Source organism: Cupriavidus sp. 94F1 (assembly GCF_057798875.1).
In genome coordinates this window covers 260,022-273,993 of record NZ_JBYOJT010000006.1, presented here as the reverse complement: position 1 = coordinate 273,993, position 13,972 = coordinate 260,022, and the positions used below count along the sequence as shown (strand labels likewise).

At 69.6% G+C, this 13,972-nt stretch carries 8 protein-coding genes and 1 pseudogene; 3 read left to right on the top strand and 6 right to left on the bottom strand.

The genetic code is table 11. The annotated features are described in order from the left end of the window. Positions 1–21 precede the first annotated feature (21 nt). Positions 22–1,089, top strand: a complete 1,068-nt coding sequence (locus AC3FJ6_RS17285; RefSeq protein WP_488772987.1) for a 2-aminoethylphosphonate aminotransferase — start codon at positions 22–24, stop codon at positions 1,087–1,089. Between the two features lie 108 nt (positions 1,090–1,197). On the opposite strand, the gene AC3FJ6_RS17280 is transcribed toward AC3FJ6_RS17285, so the two are convergent. Further along, positions 1,198–2,781, bottom strand: coding sequence for a phospholipase D family protein (locus AC3FJ6_RS17280; RefSeq protein WP_488772986.1), 1,584 nt, complete (start codon positions 2,779–2,781; stop codon positions 1,198–1,200). A gap of 129 nt (positions 2,782–2,910) precedes the next feature. Between AC3FJ6_RS17280 and AC3FJ6_RS17275 the strand changes: the two genes are divergently transcribed. Beyond that, on the top strand, positions 2,911–3,990 hold the full coding sequence (locus tag AC3FJ6_RS17275; protein ID WP_488772985.1) for an alkene reductase: 1,080 nt from the start codon (positions 2,911–2,913) through the stop codon (positions 3,988–3,990). A gap of 78 nt (positions 3,991–4,068) precedes the next feature. Here AC3FJ6_RS17275 and AC3FJ6_RS17270 read toward each other — a convergent pair whose 3' ends face one another. After that, positions 4,069–5,220 (bottom strand): aromatic ring-hydroxylating oxygenase subunit alpha, encoded by a 1,152-nt coding sequence (locus AC3FJ6_RS17270; RefSeq protein ID WP_153950131.1) that lies wholly within the window; start codon positions 5,218–5,220, stop codon positions 4,069–4,071. A 324-nt stretch (positions 5,221–5,544) separates the two neighbouring features. On the opposite strand from AC3FJ6_RS17270, the pseudogene AC3FJ6_RS17265 reads away from it, so the two are divergent. Next, positions 5,545–7,447 (top strand): annotated as a pseudogene (locus tag AC3FJ6_RS17265) (PAS domain-containing hybrid sensor histidine kinase/response regulator). 355 nt (positions 7,448–7,802) lie between these two features. Here AC3FJ6_RS17265 and pdeM read toward each other — a convergent pair. The 4 genes from pdeM to AC3FJ6_RS17245 are packed head-to-tail and all read right to left on the bottom strand — an operon-like array spanning position 7,803 to position 13,967. Further along, positions 7,803–8,495 carry a ligase-associated DNA damage response endonuclease PdeM gene (pdeM, locus tag AC3FJ6_RS17260; RefSeq protein ID WP_488772984.1) on the bottom strand — a complete coding sequence of 231 codons (693 nt, stop codon included), beginning with the start codon at positions 8,493–8,495 and terminating at the stop codon, positions 7,803–7,805. Next, positions 8,492–11,188 carry a ligase-associated DNA damage response DEXH box helicase gene (locus AC3FJ6_RS17255; protein ID WP_488772983.1) on the bottom strand — a complete coding sequence of 899 codons (2,697 nt, stop codon included), beginning with the start codon at positions 11,186–11,188 and terminating at the stop codon, positions 8,492–8,494. Before AC3FJ6_RS17255 ends, pdeM begins: the two co-directional genes overlap by 4 nt. Continuing rightward, positions 11,185–12,876 (bottom strand): ATP-dependent DNA ligase, encoded by a 1,692-nt coding sequence (locus AC3FJ6_RS17250; RefSeq protein ID WP_488772982.1) that lies wholly within the window; start codon positions 12,874–12,876, stop codon positions 11,185–11,187. Before AC3FJ6_RS17250 ends, AC3FJ6_RS17255 begins: the two co-directional genes overlap by 4 nt. Next, a complete protein-coding gene (locus AC3FJ6_RS17245; RefSeq protein ID WP_488772981.1) occupies positions 12,873–13,967 on the bottom strand; it encodes a ligase-associated DNA damage response exonuclease in 1,095 nt (364 codons plus the stop codon). Before AC3FJ6_RS17245 ends, AC3FJ6_RS17250 begins: the two co-directional genes overlap by 4 nt. Positions 13,968–13,972 lie beyond the last annotated feature (5 nt).

The following is a 13,972-nucleotide window of genomic DNA, read 5'->3' as shown; positions in this document are numbered from 1 at the left end:
CCAACCCGCTTGAGAGAACACATGCTGCTTCTGAATCCCGGCCCGGTAACGCTGTCCGAACGCGTCCGCAAGAGCCTGCTGCAAACAGACCTGTGCCACCGTGAAAGCGAGTTCTTCGACTTGCAGGACGAAGCGCGCCAACGGTTGCTGGACATCTACGGGCTCGACCCGGCCGCCTGGACGGCGGTGCTGATGACCGGTTCCGGCACGGCGGCGCTGGAAAGCATGATCGCCGGGCTGGTCCCGGCGCAAGGCAAGCTGCTGATCGTGCAGAACGGCGTCTATGGCGAGCGCATCGCGCAGATCGCCACGCAGTACCAGATCCCGCACACGGTGGTGAAGCACGAGTGGATGGAAGCCCCGGACCTGGCCCGCATCGACGCGGCGCTGGCGGCTGACAAGGCCATCACCCACCTGGCCGTGATCCATCATGAGACCACCACGGGCCGCCTGAACGACCTGCCGGCCATCGATGCGCTGTGCCAGGCGCGCGGCGTGCGCCTGCTGGCCGATACGGTCAGCAGCTTCGGCGCCGAGGCGATCCACTTCAGCGGCAATATCGACGCCGTGGCAGCCACCGCCAACAAGTGCCTGCACGGCGTGCCCGGCGCGGCCTTCGTGATCGTGCGCCGCGCGGCGCTGGCCCATGCGGTGAGCCGCACCTACTACCTCGATATCGCCCGGTACGCGAAGCAGCAGGACCAGCGCAACACGCCGTTCACGCCGTCCGTCCATGCGTTCTATGCGCTGGTCGAGGCGCTGCGCGAGCACAGCGACGAAGGCGGCTGGCAAGCGCGCCACCAACGCTATGCCGCGCTGGCCGAGGAAGTGCGCAGCGGGCTGGCGGCGCTGGGCATCGAGGCCCTGTGGCCGGCAGCGCAGTCGTCGGTGGTGCTGCGCGCGTACAAGCTGCCGCAAGGTGTCACGTACGAGCAACTGCACGACGGCCTCAAGGCGCGCGGGTTCGTCATCTATGCCGGCCAGGGCGGCCTGTCTTCGCAACTGTTCCGGATCTCGACCATGGGCGCGCTGACGGCGGCCGACATGCACCGGCTGATCGCCGGCTTCCGCGAACTGCTGCATCGTTGATGTCCACGGGCGCCATCGGCGTGCGGGCTTGCCCGCCCCCAGCGCCTCTCGCTGCACTCTCCCGCCCGCTCCCCTGCATGGGAGCGCGGCGACCACCCCGTCAAATGTTCAAAGCTGCTCTTCCACCGGCAGCAGCCGCAGCACGCCCTGCTTGAACTTGTCCCACCCGTTCATATCCGGTTCGCTGGTGTAGGTGCGCACCACCCCGCCCTCGCGCGTCACCCACTGCAGCGATTCTCCGTCGTCGCTCAGCACGACCTGGTACGCCGCGTCGAGCATCGCATCGTCAACGCCCTGGGACAGCATGTCGCATAGTTCCTTGCTGTCGACGACGATGCCCATCTCCGTGTTGAGCCGTGCCGAGCGCGGGTCCAGGTTCAGCGATCCAATAAACAGTTCGTGGCGGTCGACCATATAGGTCTTGGCGTGCAGACTGGCGCGGCTGCTTCCGCCCGGGCCCCGGTGACGCTTCTGCTTGGCCATCTCGGCATAGGCGGTCGGTTTCAGCTCGTACAGGATGACGCCGGCCTTGAGCAGCGCCTTGCGCTTGGGCGCATAGCCGGCATGGACCGCGGACACATCGGTGGCGCCGTAGGAATTGGTCAGGATGCGCACCTGCACGCCGCGCTTCTGCATGTCGGTCAGCCAGGTCATGGCGGCGTCCGGCGGCACGAAGTACGGCGAGATCAGCGTCAGGTCGTGTTGCGCGCCTTCCAGGAATTTCACCAGCTTCGGAATCGCGTGGGTGGAGTCGTCCTCGGGCGGCAGCAGCACCTTGGCCGCGCGGTCGGCAATCACGGTGGCCTGGCCCCAGTACTCCGGCAGCTTGTTGTCGCGCAGCAGCTGCACGATGCCGGTTTCCAGCAGAGACTGCCCGTAGGGCGTGGCCCGCATGTTCACGGCGTGCTCGTCCAGGTAGGTGCGCAGCTTCTGCTGCTGGGTGGCCGCCTCGTCGCCGCTCAGCGGCTTGGCCATCGCCGATAGCGGATACACGGCCTCGCTGTTCCAGAAGTCGTCGAACACGGCCGACACCTCGGGCACCACCGGCCCGGCGGTCAGCAGGTCGAGATCGGTGAAATCGGTGTCGGCCGCGCCATAGTACTGGTCGCCGATATTGCGCCCCCCCACGATGGTCAGCTGGTTGTCGGCCGTCAGTGACTTGTTGTGCATGCGGCGGTTGATGCGCCGAAAGTCGGTCACGTACTCGAACAGCCGCACATTGCGACTGGCGAACGGGTTGAATACCCGCACTTCGACGTTGGGATGGGCATCCACGGCGGACAGCGCGTGGTCCTGCCGTGCCAGGTGGATATCGTCCAGCAGCACCCGCACCCGCACGCCCCGGTCGGCGGCGGCCATGATCTCGGCCAGCAGCGTCAGGCCGGTGTTGTCGGCATCGAAAATGTAGTACTGGACGTCGAGACTGCGTTGCGCGGTGCGCGCCAGGGCGATCCGCATTGCCAGGGCATCGGTACCGGACAGCAGCGGATAGAAGGCCGACTGGCCCGGATGTTCCGCCAGCCTGGGCGCCATGCCGCGCGCCAGCATGGTGTCGCCGGTGTCCTGCAGTGCCATCTCGGGCGCCAGCGGCGGTCGTTGCGGCAACCCGGCGCAGGCGCCCATCAGTAGCGCCAGCATCACCATCAGCGGCCGGCTCACCTGCCTGAGCGCAGCGTGCGTGACATGCATCATGCCCCCTCCCGTGATTGTTCCAGCATGAACAACGGACATGTACGGAAACAACGATAGCGATCTTACCGCGCGCTGCTATGCTTTCGATACTTTCATTTTGAAAGCCTTATAGCCCAGCCGCATAAGCATATGACTACCCTTTTCGATCCGCTCCAGATTGGTGACCTGCACCTGCCCAACCGTATCGTGATGGCGCCGCTGACGCGTCTGCGCGCCGCCGATCCGGTACATGTTCCCAACGCGCTGATGGCCGAGTACTACGCCCAGCGCGCCAGCGCCGGCCTGCTGATTTCCGAAGGCGTGCCCGTGTCGCCCGATGGCGTGGGCTACCCGAACGTGCCGGGCCTGTGGTCCGACGAACAGGTTGCCGGCTGGAAACAGGTGACCGATGCCGTGCACCGTGCCGGCGGCCGAATCGTGGCCCAGCTGTGGCACGTCGGCCGCATTTCGGACCCGAGCCTGCTTGATGGCCGCACGCCGGTGGCGCCCAGCGCCATCGCGGCCGGCGGCAACGTCAGCCTGCTGCGTCCGCAGCGTCCGTTCGTGGTGCCGCGCGCGCTGACCGTGGCGGAAATCGCCGATGTCGTGGCCGATTTCGGGCGTGCCGCGGCCAATGCCAAGGCCGCCGGCTTCGACGGCGTGACGATCCATGCCGCCAACGGCTACCTGCTGGACCAGTTCCTGCAGGACGGCAGCAATGTCCGCACCGATGCCTATGGCGGATCGGTCGAAAACCGCGCCCGCATCCTGCTGGAAGTGGCAGACGCCGTCACGGCGGTCTGGAACCCCAGCCGTGTGGGCGTGCACCTGGCCCCGCGTTCGCCGAGCCATTCGATGAGCGAGACCCAGCCGGCGCAAACGTTCGGCTACGTGGCCAAGGCGCTGGGACAGCGTGGGCTGGGCTTCCTGTTCGTGCGCGAAACGCAGGGGGAAGGTGCGCTGCTGCCGCAGATCAAACAGGCGTTTGGCGGCGCGATCATCGCCAATGACGGGTTCGACCAGGATGCCGCCCAGGCGGTGCTGGCGAGTGGCGACGCCGACGCGGTGGCATTTGGCCGCGCCTATATCGCCAACCCGGATCTGGTGGATCGCCTGAAGCAGCGTGCCGCGCTGAACGCTGTGGACCCGACCACGCTGTATGGCAGCGCGGGCGAGCCGGCCCAGGGCTACACCGACTATCCGACGCTGTCCCAGGCCATCCAGGCCTGACTTTGCCCGCGTATCCCGGACGCCCCGGCATTCCGGCCGGCCCGGGGCACCCCGGGCGCCCGGAACACCCGGCTTGGCTCAGCCTGGCCCGGCCGGTACGGGGTGGATGGGGATCACCGTGCGGGCGCCGCACTGGCGCAGCAGATCGCGCAGTTCCTTGATGACCGGAAACACCTCGTGGTTCCAGTCCTCGCCCTGGCGGTCATGGGCCGCCTGCTCCATCTCCACGATCTCGCGGTCTTCCTTGAAGATCCGCTCGGTGAACCACACCAGCAGCGGCCACGCGGCATCCAGCAGCAGCGGAATGCCCGGCCGGCGGATCGACAGCATGCCGAACGTGCGATTGGTGCGCTGCGCGGCGTCCAGCGGCACGTAGACGATCCACAGGTCCATGACCAGCGTGCCGGACCCCGAACGGATCTGCAGCGTCTGGTACGGATAGCCGGTGCGCACCGTCATCACGTCCTTGTTGTTCTGGCCGCCGTCCTTGCCGAAGACCAGCGCCTCGCCCACGGGCTGCTTGCCGCCCTCGCGCTCGAACACATAGTCCACCTCGACAAAGTCGTCGCCACGGCGCCGGCCCAGCGAACGCGCCCGCATCATGCCCATCTGCTTGCGGTGCAGGAACTGATGGTTCATGTCCATCAGGTTCTCGTGCATGAACGAATAGTGGCAGTTGACCGCGCGGCCCAGGCGGCGCGTCTTGTACTTGGGGTCCGACACCGACGCGAACTCGGGCAGCGGTTTCTGCTCGGCCAGCCCCGGATCGCCCGGAAACACGAAGATCAGCCCCGCCCGCTCCTGGCACGGGTACGCGCGCACGCCGTTGGGCAGGCGTTCCTTGCCCAGGTACGGCACGTCGATGCAGCGGCCGGTGCAGTCGTAGGTCCAGCCGTGGTAGCAGCAGCGGATCGACTCGCCGTCCACCACGCCGGCATGCAGCGGCACCTGACGGTGCGCGCAGCGGTCTTCCAGCGCGAACACCTTGCCGGTGGCCGTGCGCACCAGCACGATGGGGTCGCCGGCGAATGTCACGCCATGGGCGCGGCCCGCCTTCACCTCGCGCGACCAGGCCAGCGGATACCAGAAATCGGGATGGATGGGGACACGGCGCAGGTCGCGCGGCGGCGCTTCGGGCAACGCAGGGGGTACGGCCGACGCGGAGCCGGCTGCGGCCGGGTCGGAGCCGTGATCGGGGGTACGGCGGTCTAGCGCAGACTCTGCATACATGCGGGACGTCTCCTTGGGTCCAGGCACTCGATCTCCGGCGCCTGCCATGGCGCGGCGGGAGACATCGGGGCAGGAAGTTTTCGAGTCTAACCCAACGGCGGCGTCCGGTCTGTCAGCTTTTATCCGACTGGCGGCCCACGCGCGGCAGCCGATCGATGGCCCCGCCGGCGCCGGCGCGCGTCACCCGTCTGGAGGGTGAGAAGCATTCGGTCCATGCCCCAGACGGCTGATTTGCAACACATTTGCCGCGCCTTCGAGCGAACGGCCTGTCTCGGGTTATCCTTTCAGACGATCAAACCAGAGACATGCAAGACCCCCCAGATCATGTCCCGTTCTGCCCCCGATCCGGTGCCGCCCCGCGACACCGGCGACGACGCCTCCTACCGCCTCCTGGTCGAGTCGATCTACGACTACGCCATCTTCCGGCTCGACGCCACCGGACGCGTCATGAGCTGGAATGCCGGCGCCGCCCGCATCAAGGGCTATAGCCGCGACGAAATCATCGGCCAGCATTTTTCGCGCTTCTATACCGAAGAGGCCAAGGCGCGCCACTGGCCGGACACGGAGCTGGAAGCCGCCGCACGGCTGGGCCGCTTCGAGGACGAAGGCTGGCGCGTGCGCAAGGACGGCACGCAGTTCTGGGCCAACGTGATCATCACCGCCCTGTACGACGATCACGGCAAGCTGACCGGCTTTGGCAAGGTCACGCGCGACATGACCGCGCAGCGCGCCACCGCCGAGGCGCTGCGCCAGAGCGAGGAAACCCTCCGGCTGCTGGTCGACAGCGTCAAGGACTACGCGATCTTCATGCTCGACCCTTCCGGGCATGTCATCAGCTGGAACGCCGGCGCGTCGTACATCAAGGGCTATCGCCGCGACGAAATCCTCGGCAAGCACTTCTCGGTGTTCTACCCGCACGACGACGTGGCCGCGGACAAGCCCGGCCGCGAGCTGCTCATCGCCCGCGAGAAGGGCCGCGTGGAGGATGAAGGCTGGCGCGTGCGCAAGGACGGCTCGCTGTTCTGGGCCAGCGTGACCATCACGGCGGTCTACGACGATACGCGCGCCCTGCGCGGCTTTGCCAAGATCACGCGCGACATGAGCGAGCGCAAGCGGCTGGAGGAACTGGAGCAATCGGAACGACGCATGAACGAATTCCTGGCGACACTTTCCCATGAACTGCGCAACCCGCTGGCGCCCATCCGCAACGCGCTGACCGTCATGCAGATGCGCCCGGAGGACCCGCAGGCCATGCAGAAGAGCGTGGGCCTGGTCGAGCGTCAGATGTCGCACCTGACGCGGCTGGTGGACGACCTGCTCGACGTGGGCCGCATCGCCGCCGGCAAGATCGACCTGCGGCTGGAGCCCGTTGACGCCCGGGACATCATCGCCCTGGGTATCGAGGCCGCCGATCCGGCCCTGGCGGCCAAGGCGCAGACCGTGACGGTGACCGCCGACACCGTGCCGCTGCCGCTGTACGCCGACCGTACCCGGCTGAGCCAGGTCATGCAGAACCTGCTGCTCAATGCATCGAAATTCTCGTCTCCGGGCGCGCAGATCGCCATCTCGGCGTCGGTGCGCTCGCACGCTGGTGATCCAGGTCATCGACCACGGCCGGGGCATTGCGCGCGAATCGCTGGAATCGATCTTCAACCTGTTCGCGCAGGAAGACCGGCCCGGCAGCAGCGCGCAGGGCGGGCTGGGCATCGGCCTGTCGCTGTGCCGCTCGCTGGTGGAAATGCATGGCGGATCGATTGCCGCCACCAGCGAAGGCCCAGGGCTGGGCGCCACGTTCACCGTGCAGCTGCCGCTGGCGCCTGCGGCCGAAACGCCCCGGAGCGACGACGGCCCCGGCCATGGCGGCGGCCACGGGCGCCGCGTACTGCTGGTGGACGACAACCGCGACGCGGCCGACAGCATGTCGATCCTGCTGGAAATGTCGGGCCACCAAGTGACCATTGCCTACGACGGCATGGAAGCCATCCACGCCGCCGCGCGGGTACGGCCCGACGTGGCGCTGATCGACCTGGCCATGCCCGGCATGGACGGTTTCGCGGTCATCCACGCGCTGCGCGGCATGCCGGCGCTGTCCGGCACGCGCTACGTGGCATTGACCGGCTTCGGCCAGGCGTCGGACCGGGATCAGACCGCCGCCGCGGGCTTCGATGTGCATCTGGTCAAGCCGGTGGAACTCGACGTGCTGCTGAAGGTGATTGCCGGAGACTGACGCGGCGCGTGCTCCCGGGGGGCGAGGCGGTTCAATTCGAGGCAGTCGCGGGTTGAGCTGCTTGCCCTCTCCCCCGACCCCTCTCCCATACATGGGAGAGGGGAGACAACCAGCAGGCATGGCAGTCTCCAACGGTTTGCTCCCCGCTCCCGCACGGCGGGAGCGGGGACCGCGCGAGGCGGTTCAATTCGAGGCAGTCGCGGGTTGAGCTGCTTGCCTCTCCCCCCGCCCCTCTCCCATACATGGGAGAGGGGAGACAACCAGCAGGCATGGCAGTCTCCAACGGTTTGCTCCCCTCTCCCGCCCGGCGGGAGAGGGGCCGGGGGAGAGGGCACGGCGCATCCGGCACGAGGCGTCATCCGCCGGGCAGCGCCCACACCCGCCCGTCGCCCACCGGATAGAGCCGCTCGCCCTGCCCCGCCCGCACCGTGGCGTGGCCGGTAAACGCGCCGAACGCCGGCAAGATCATCCCCCGCTCTCCCACCACGAAGCACGGCAGCCGCAGCGCGTCGGCGCCCGTGCCGCGCAACACGCAGGCTGGATGCAGGTGCCCGGCCAGCGCGTAGCCTTCGGCACGCGCGCCCGGTTCGTGGCACAGCGCGAATGGCGGCGCCACCAGCGGTTCCGTCGCCACGGCAAAGCCCAGCTCGGCTGGCGGATCGCCCGCGTGCGTGTCGTGATTGCCCCGCACGAGCGTGCAGCGCACGCGCGACGGCATGGCGCGCCGCCAATCGTGCAGCGCCACCAGCACCGCCGCCGTGCGCGCGGCCCGCGCGTGCAGGAAATCGCCCAGGAACGCCAGCTCCCGCGCCGGATAGCGCCGCGCCAGGCTCAGCAGCCGGGCCAGGTTGTCGGCCGTGGTGCCATGGGGCACAGGCTGGCCCAGCGCGCGGAACGCGGCCGCCTTGCCGATATGGACATCCGCCACCATCAGCATGGACGCCGATGGCCACCAGACCGCGTGCTCGGGCAGCAGCCAGACGGTCTCCCCGGCCAGCGTCACGGCCTGGGCCCCGGCCTCCTCCGGTGTCAGGGCAGCCAGGTTCATAACAGCGGCAGCGGCTTCGACGGCTTGCGTGGCCGCCGGGGCTTGCGCGGGCCGGCCGGCCCTGCGTGGTCAGCCATGCCGAAGCGCGCCAGTTCGGCCACGCGCCCGGCGTCCACGGCGGGCGGGTTGTCGTGCATCGGTCCGCGGTAGGCATGGCCCTTGCCGGGTTCGTCCTCTGGCTGCGCGGCCGCCTGCTCCAGTTCGGCCAGCATTCGCGCGATGCGGTCGGCCAGCTTCTCGGTGCTGAGCTTTTCGCGCAGGAACTCCACGATCAAGGGGAAGGCCAGCGGCGATGGCCGCTGCAGCACGCGCAGGTCGAGCCGCCGCGTCGCCATGCGCTGCAGCGTGTCGGCCAGCCGGTGGGCGTCCAATTCCTGCATCAGCACCTCGCGCTCGGCCTGGCCCAGCAGCAGGTTGCCCGGGTCGTGCTTGCGAAACACCTCGTAGAACAGGCTCGACGATGCCTGCAGCTGCCGCGCGCTGTGATGCGCGCCGGGATAGCCCTGGAAGATCAGGCCGGCCACGCGCGCGATCTCGCGAAAGCGCCGCAGCGACAGTTCGCCGGCGTTGAGGCTCCCCAGCACGTCGGCAGCCAGGTCGCGCTGGCGCTCTTCGGCCAGCACCCGTGGCAGCCAGTGCGCCCAGTCCACCGGCGCCGACGCCAGCAGTTCCAGCCCGTAGTCGTTCACCGCCACCGAGAACGTGGCGGGCACCTTCTGGCCCAGCCGCCACGCCAGCAGGCTGCCCAGCCCCAGATGCACCGAGCGCCCCGCGAACGGATACAGGAACAGGTGCCAGCCTTCGCGCGAATGCAGGCTTTCGGCCAGCAGCGTCTGTGGCGTCGGCAGCGCCGACCAGCGCGCCTGCAACGCCACGATCGGCGTGATCAGCGGCAGTTCGGGTGTGGTGGCCGGGTCCAGCCGGCCGGCCTGCACGGCGTCGAGCGTGGTCACCACCGCGTCGGCCAGTTCCGTCGACAGCGGCATCTTGCCGCCGTTCCAGCGCGGCACCGACGGCCGCTTGCCCGTGGCGCGCCGCACGTAGGCCGTCATCTCCTGCACGCGCACCAGTTCCAGCAGCCGGCCGCCGAACAGGAAGCAGTCGCCCGGTGCCAGGCGCGCGATAAACCCCTCCTCCACGGTGCCCAGCGATGCCCCGCCGCTACCCGCGCGCGTCCAGAAGCGGACCTGCATCGATGCGTCGCTGACGATGGTCCCCACGCTCATGCGATGCCGCCGCGCCAGCCGGGCATCGGGCACGCGCCAGACGCCCGCATCGTCCGGCATGGCCCGCCGGTAGTCCGGATACGCGGTCAGCGTGGGGCCGCCCTGCCGCACGAACTCCAGGCACCAGCGCCATTCGTCGTCGGTCAGGTTGCGATAGGCCCACGTCTGGCGCACCTCGGCCAGCAGCGCGTCGGCCCGGAAGCCGCCGCCCAGCGCCACGGTCACCAGATGCTGCGCCAGCACGTCGAGCGGCTTGTCGGGCGATTCGCGGGCCTCGATGCGGCCGGCCTGGATCGCCAGGCGCGCCGCCACCGATTCCACCAGTTCCAGGCTATGCGCGGGCACCACGGTCACGCGCGATGCGCGCCCCGGCGCATGCCCCGACCGCCCGGCCCGCTGCAGTAGCCGCGCCACGCCCTTGGGCGAGCCGATCTGCAGCACGCGTTCGACAGGCAGGAAATCCACGCCAAGGTCCAGGCTTGACGTGCAGACCACGGCACGCAGCGCGCCATTCTTGAGGTTCACTTCCACCCATTCGCGCACGGCACGGTCCAGCGAGCCGTGATGCAGCGCGATCTGCCCGGCCCAGTCCGGCCGCGCATCGAGCATGGCCTGATACCAGATTTCGGCCTGCGAGCGCGTATTCAGGAAGACCAGCGACGTGCTGCTGGACTCCAGTTCGCGCAGCACATGCGGCAGCATCGACAGGCCCAGATGGCCGGCCCACGGGAATCGCCCGGCGGCATCGGGCAGCAGCGTATCCACGATCAGCGTCTTCGGCGTATGGCCGTGCACCAGTACGCGGCGGCGCCCGGGGACACCGGCCAGCAGCACGTCGCGCGCATGGTCGAGGTTGCCCAGCGTGGCCGACAGGCCCCAGACGCACAGATCCGGCTGCCATCCATGCAGCCGTGCCAGCGCCAGTTGCACCTGCACGCCGCGCTTGCTGCCGATCAGCTCGTGCCATTCGTCGACCACCACCAGCCGCACGCGGCCCAGCGCATCGCGGGCATCGGCCCGGGTCAGCAGCAGCGACAGGCTTTCGGGCGTGGTGACCAGCGCAGTCGGCAGGCGCCTGGCCTGGGCCGCGCGTTCGCTGCTGCCGGTGTCGCCAGTGCGCAGCGCCACAGTCCAGTCCAGCCCCAGCTCCGCCAGCGGGGCCTGCAGCGCCCGCGTGGTATCGGCGGCCAGCGCCCGCATCGGCGTCAGCCACAGCACGGTGAGCGGCGGCGGCAGCGCGCCCGCCCGCGCCGGCGGCACCGCGTAGGCCAGCAACGCGCCCAGCCACGCCGCATAGGTCTTGCCGGTGCCCGTGGTGGCGTGCAGCAGCCCGCTCTTGCCTTCGCCGATGGCCTGCCAGACGGCGCGCTGGAAATCGAACGGCTGCCAGTGCCGTGCCGCGAACAGCGCCGGCAGCGATTGCGCCACCGGCGGGGCCTGGACGAACGGGGCGTCGTCGGCGCTCATGCGGCGTCCTTCGCCACGGCCGCCGGCAGCATCGCTTCCAGCGTCTGGAGCGTGTCGGCTTCTTCCACCGGCTTGTCGGTGCGCCAGCGCAGCATGCGCGGAAAACGCACCGCGATGCCGCTCTTGTGGCGGCCGCTGCGCCCGATGCCCTCGAAGCCCAGTTCGAACACCTGGCTCGGCGTGACACTGCGCACCGGGCCGAACTGTTCCACGGTGGTGCGCCGCACGATGGCGTCCACGGCGCGCATTTCGGCATCGGTCAGCCCCGAATAGGCCTTGGCGAACGGCACCAGCGCGCGGTCGGGCGTGCCGGGCGGCGCGTTCCAGACCGCGAACGTGAAATCGGTATAGAGGCTGGCGCGGCGCCCATGGCCGCGCTGCGCGTAGACCAGCACGGCGTCCACGGTGTAGGGGTCGATCTTCCACTTCCACCAGAGGCCCACGTCGCGTGTGCGTCCGGCCCCGTAGGCGGCGTCTGCCCCCTTGAGCATGAAGCCCTCCACGCCCAGGGCGCGCGATGTGTCGCGCAGCCGGGCAAAGTGCGGCCAGTCGTCGGCCTCGACCAGCGGGCTCAGTTCCAGCGCCGGGTGGATGTGGTCGGCCACCACGCGGGCCAGTTGGGCGCGGCGTTCGGCCTGCGGCCGGGCGCGCCAGTCCTGCCCCTGCCATTCCAGCAGGTCATACGCCATCAGGATGGCCGGCGCGTCGCGCAGCAGTTTCGCGCCCACGGTCTTGCGGCCGATGCGCTGCTGCAGCAACGCGAACGGCTGCACGCGGCCATCGATCCAGACGATGATCTCGCCGTCGAGCACCGTGCCGTCCGGCAGCCGCTGCGCCGCGTCGGTCAGCTCCGGAAACCGCTCGGTGATCAGCTCTTCGCCGCGCGACCACAGCCACGTCTGGCCCGCGCGGCGCACCAGCTGGGCGCGAATGCCGTCCCACTTCCATTCCACCTGCCAGCGCGACGGGGCGCCGAGCAAGGCGTCGAATTCCTCGACCGGCGCCTGTAGCGGATGGGCCAGAAAAAACGGGTACGGCTGACCGCCGCGCACCGGGCTGCCGCCGCCCGCTTCGCCTTCGGCCCGCGCCGGCTCGATCAGGGCCAGGAACCGCGCTGGCGTGGGCAGCGTGCGGATGTCGGTGTAGCCGACCAGGCGCTCGGCCACGCGTTTCGGATCGATACCGGCCACCTCGCCCAGCGCCCGGGTGACCAGCAGCTTCGACACCCCCACGCGGAAGCTGCCCGTGATGAGCTTGAACAGCACCAGCCGGCCGCGCGCATCGAGCGGCCGCCACAGCGCGTCCAGCGCATCGTTGAGCACCTCGGGCGGCTGGCTGCGCGCCAGCTCGCGCAGCGGCAGCACGCGTTGCTCGACCCATTCGGCCAGCCCGGCCGTGTCGACGTGATCGGCATCGGGCAGCAGCAAGGCGATGGTCTCGGCCAGGTCGCCCACGGCCTGATAGCTTTCCTCGAACAGCCATTCGGGCAGCCCGGCCGCCCGCTGCGCCAGCGCGCGCAGTGCGGCCACCGGCACGATCTGGCGCGGCTTGCCGCCCGACAGGAAGTAGACCGCCCAGGCGGCGTCGGCCGGGGCGGCGTTGCCGAAGTAGCGCGCCAGCGCCGCGAGCTTGGCCTTGCTCGACGTGGTGCCGTCGAGTTCGCTGTAGAGGTCGGCAAACGCCTTCATGCGGCGCCCTCCCCGGCCAGTGCGTCCGCTGTCGCGGCGTCGGAAGCCGGCTCGGCGGCGGCGCCCGTGGCATCGTCGTCATCGCCGAACTCGGTGCGGAAGCCCTGCGCGTCAAGGCCCTGCTCGCACAGGTAGCGCACCATCACGGGCACGTTGCCATGGGTGACGATCACGCGCGCGGCGCCCGTGGCGGCAATGGCCGACAGCAGTCCTGGCCAGTCCGCGTGGTCGGACAGCGCAAAGCCGCGGTCCACGCCGCGCCGCCGGCGCGTGCCGCGCAATTGCATCCAGCCGCTGGCAAAGGCGTCGGACGCCTCGCCAAAGCGCCGCAGCCAGGTGGATCGCTGCGCCGGTGGGGGCGCCAGCACCAGCGCCCGGCGCAGAGCCGGGCTGCGCGCGGGCAGATCCGCAGTGGCCATGGTCGGCGGCAAGGCCACGCCGGCTGCTGCGTAAGCGTGATTCAGCGCGGCCATCGCGCCATGGACGACAATCGGGCCCGGCATCGCCAGCGCCGCGCCGGCATGGCGCATCAGCCCGTTCAGGATGCGCTGGGCCTTGCCGAATGCGTAGCAGTACAGCACGCTGGCCCGGCCCGCCGCCGCGTTGTCCTGCCACCAGCCGAAGATCTCGGCCATCAGCGCGGCCTCGCGCGGCCAGCGGTAGATCGGCAGGCCAAACGTGCTTTCGGTGATGAACGTGTCACAGCGCACCGGCTCAAATGGCGCGCAGGTGCCTTCGGGCTCCACCTTGTAGTCGCCCGAGGCCACCCAGACCTGGCCGCCGTGTTCCAGCCGCACCTGGGCCGACCCCAGCACGTGCCCGGCCGGATGCAGGCTCAGCGTCACGCCGTGGTGCGTGATGCGCTGGCCGTATGGCAGCGTATCGAGCGATATCCCCGGCAGGCGTGCCAGCAGCACGCCCCGGCCCGGTTCGGCGCACAGGTAATGGCCATTGCCGGGGCGGGCATGGTCCGCATGGGCGTGGGTAATGACGGCCCGCGCCACCGGCCGCCAGGGGTCGATATGGAAGTCGCCGGCCGGGCAGTACAGCCCCTGCGGCGTTGCCACGATCAGGTCCGATGTCCTGTCCATCCCGA

What these genes read in the sequence shown, in the direction of transcription:
- AC3FJ6_RS17285 (WP_488772987.1), top strand. Translation starts at nt 22, where the DNA reads ATGCTGCTTCTGAATCCCGGCCCGGTAACGCTGTCCGAACGCGTCCGC.
- AC3FJ6_RS17250 (WP_488772982.1), bottom strand. Translation starts at nt 12,876, where the DNA reads ATGAAGGCGTTTGCCGACCTCTACAGCGAACTCGACGGCACCACGTCG.
- AC3FJ6_RS17280 (WP_488772986.1), bottom strand. Translation starts at nt 2,781, where the DNA reads ATGATGCATGTCACGCACGCTGCGCTCAGGCAGGTGAGCCGGCCGCTG.
- AC3FJ6_RS17270 (WP_153950131.1), bottom strand. Translation starts at nt 5,220, where the DNA reads ATGTATGCAGAGTCTGCGCTAGACCGCCGTACCCCCGATCACGGCTCC.
- AC3FJ6_RS17245 (WP_488772981.1), bottom strand. Translation starts at nt 13,967, where the DNA reads ATGGACAGGACATCGGACCTGATCGTGGCAACGCCGCAGGGGCTGTAC.
- pdeM (WP_488772984.1), bottom strand. Translation starts at nt 8,495, where the DNA reads ATGAACCTGGCTGCCCTGACACCGGAGGAGGCCGGGGCCCAGGCCGTG.
- AC3FJ6_RS17275 (WP_488772985.1), top strand. Translation starts at nt 2,911, where the DNA reads ATGACTACCCTTTTCGATCCGCTCCAGATTGGTGACCTGCACCTGCCC.
- AC3FJ6_RS17255 (WP_488772983.1), bottom strand. Translation starts at nt 11,188, where the DNA reads ATGAGCGCCGACGACGCCCCGTTCGTCCAGGCCCCGCCGGTGGCGCAA.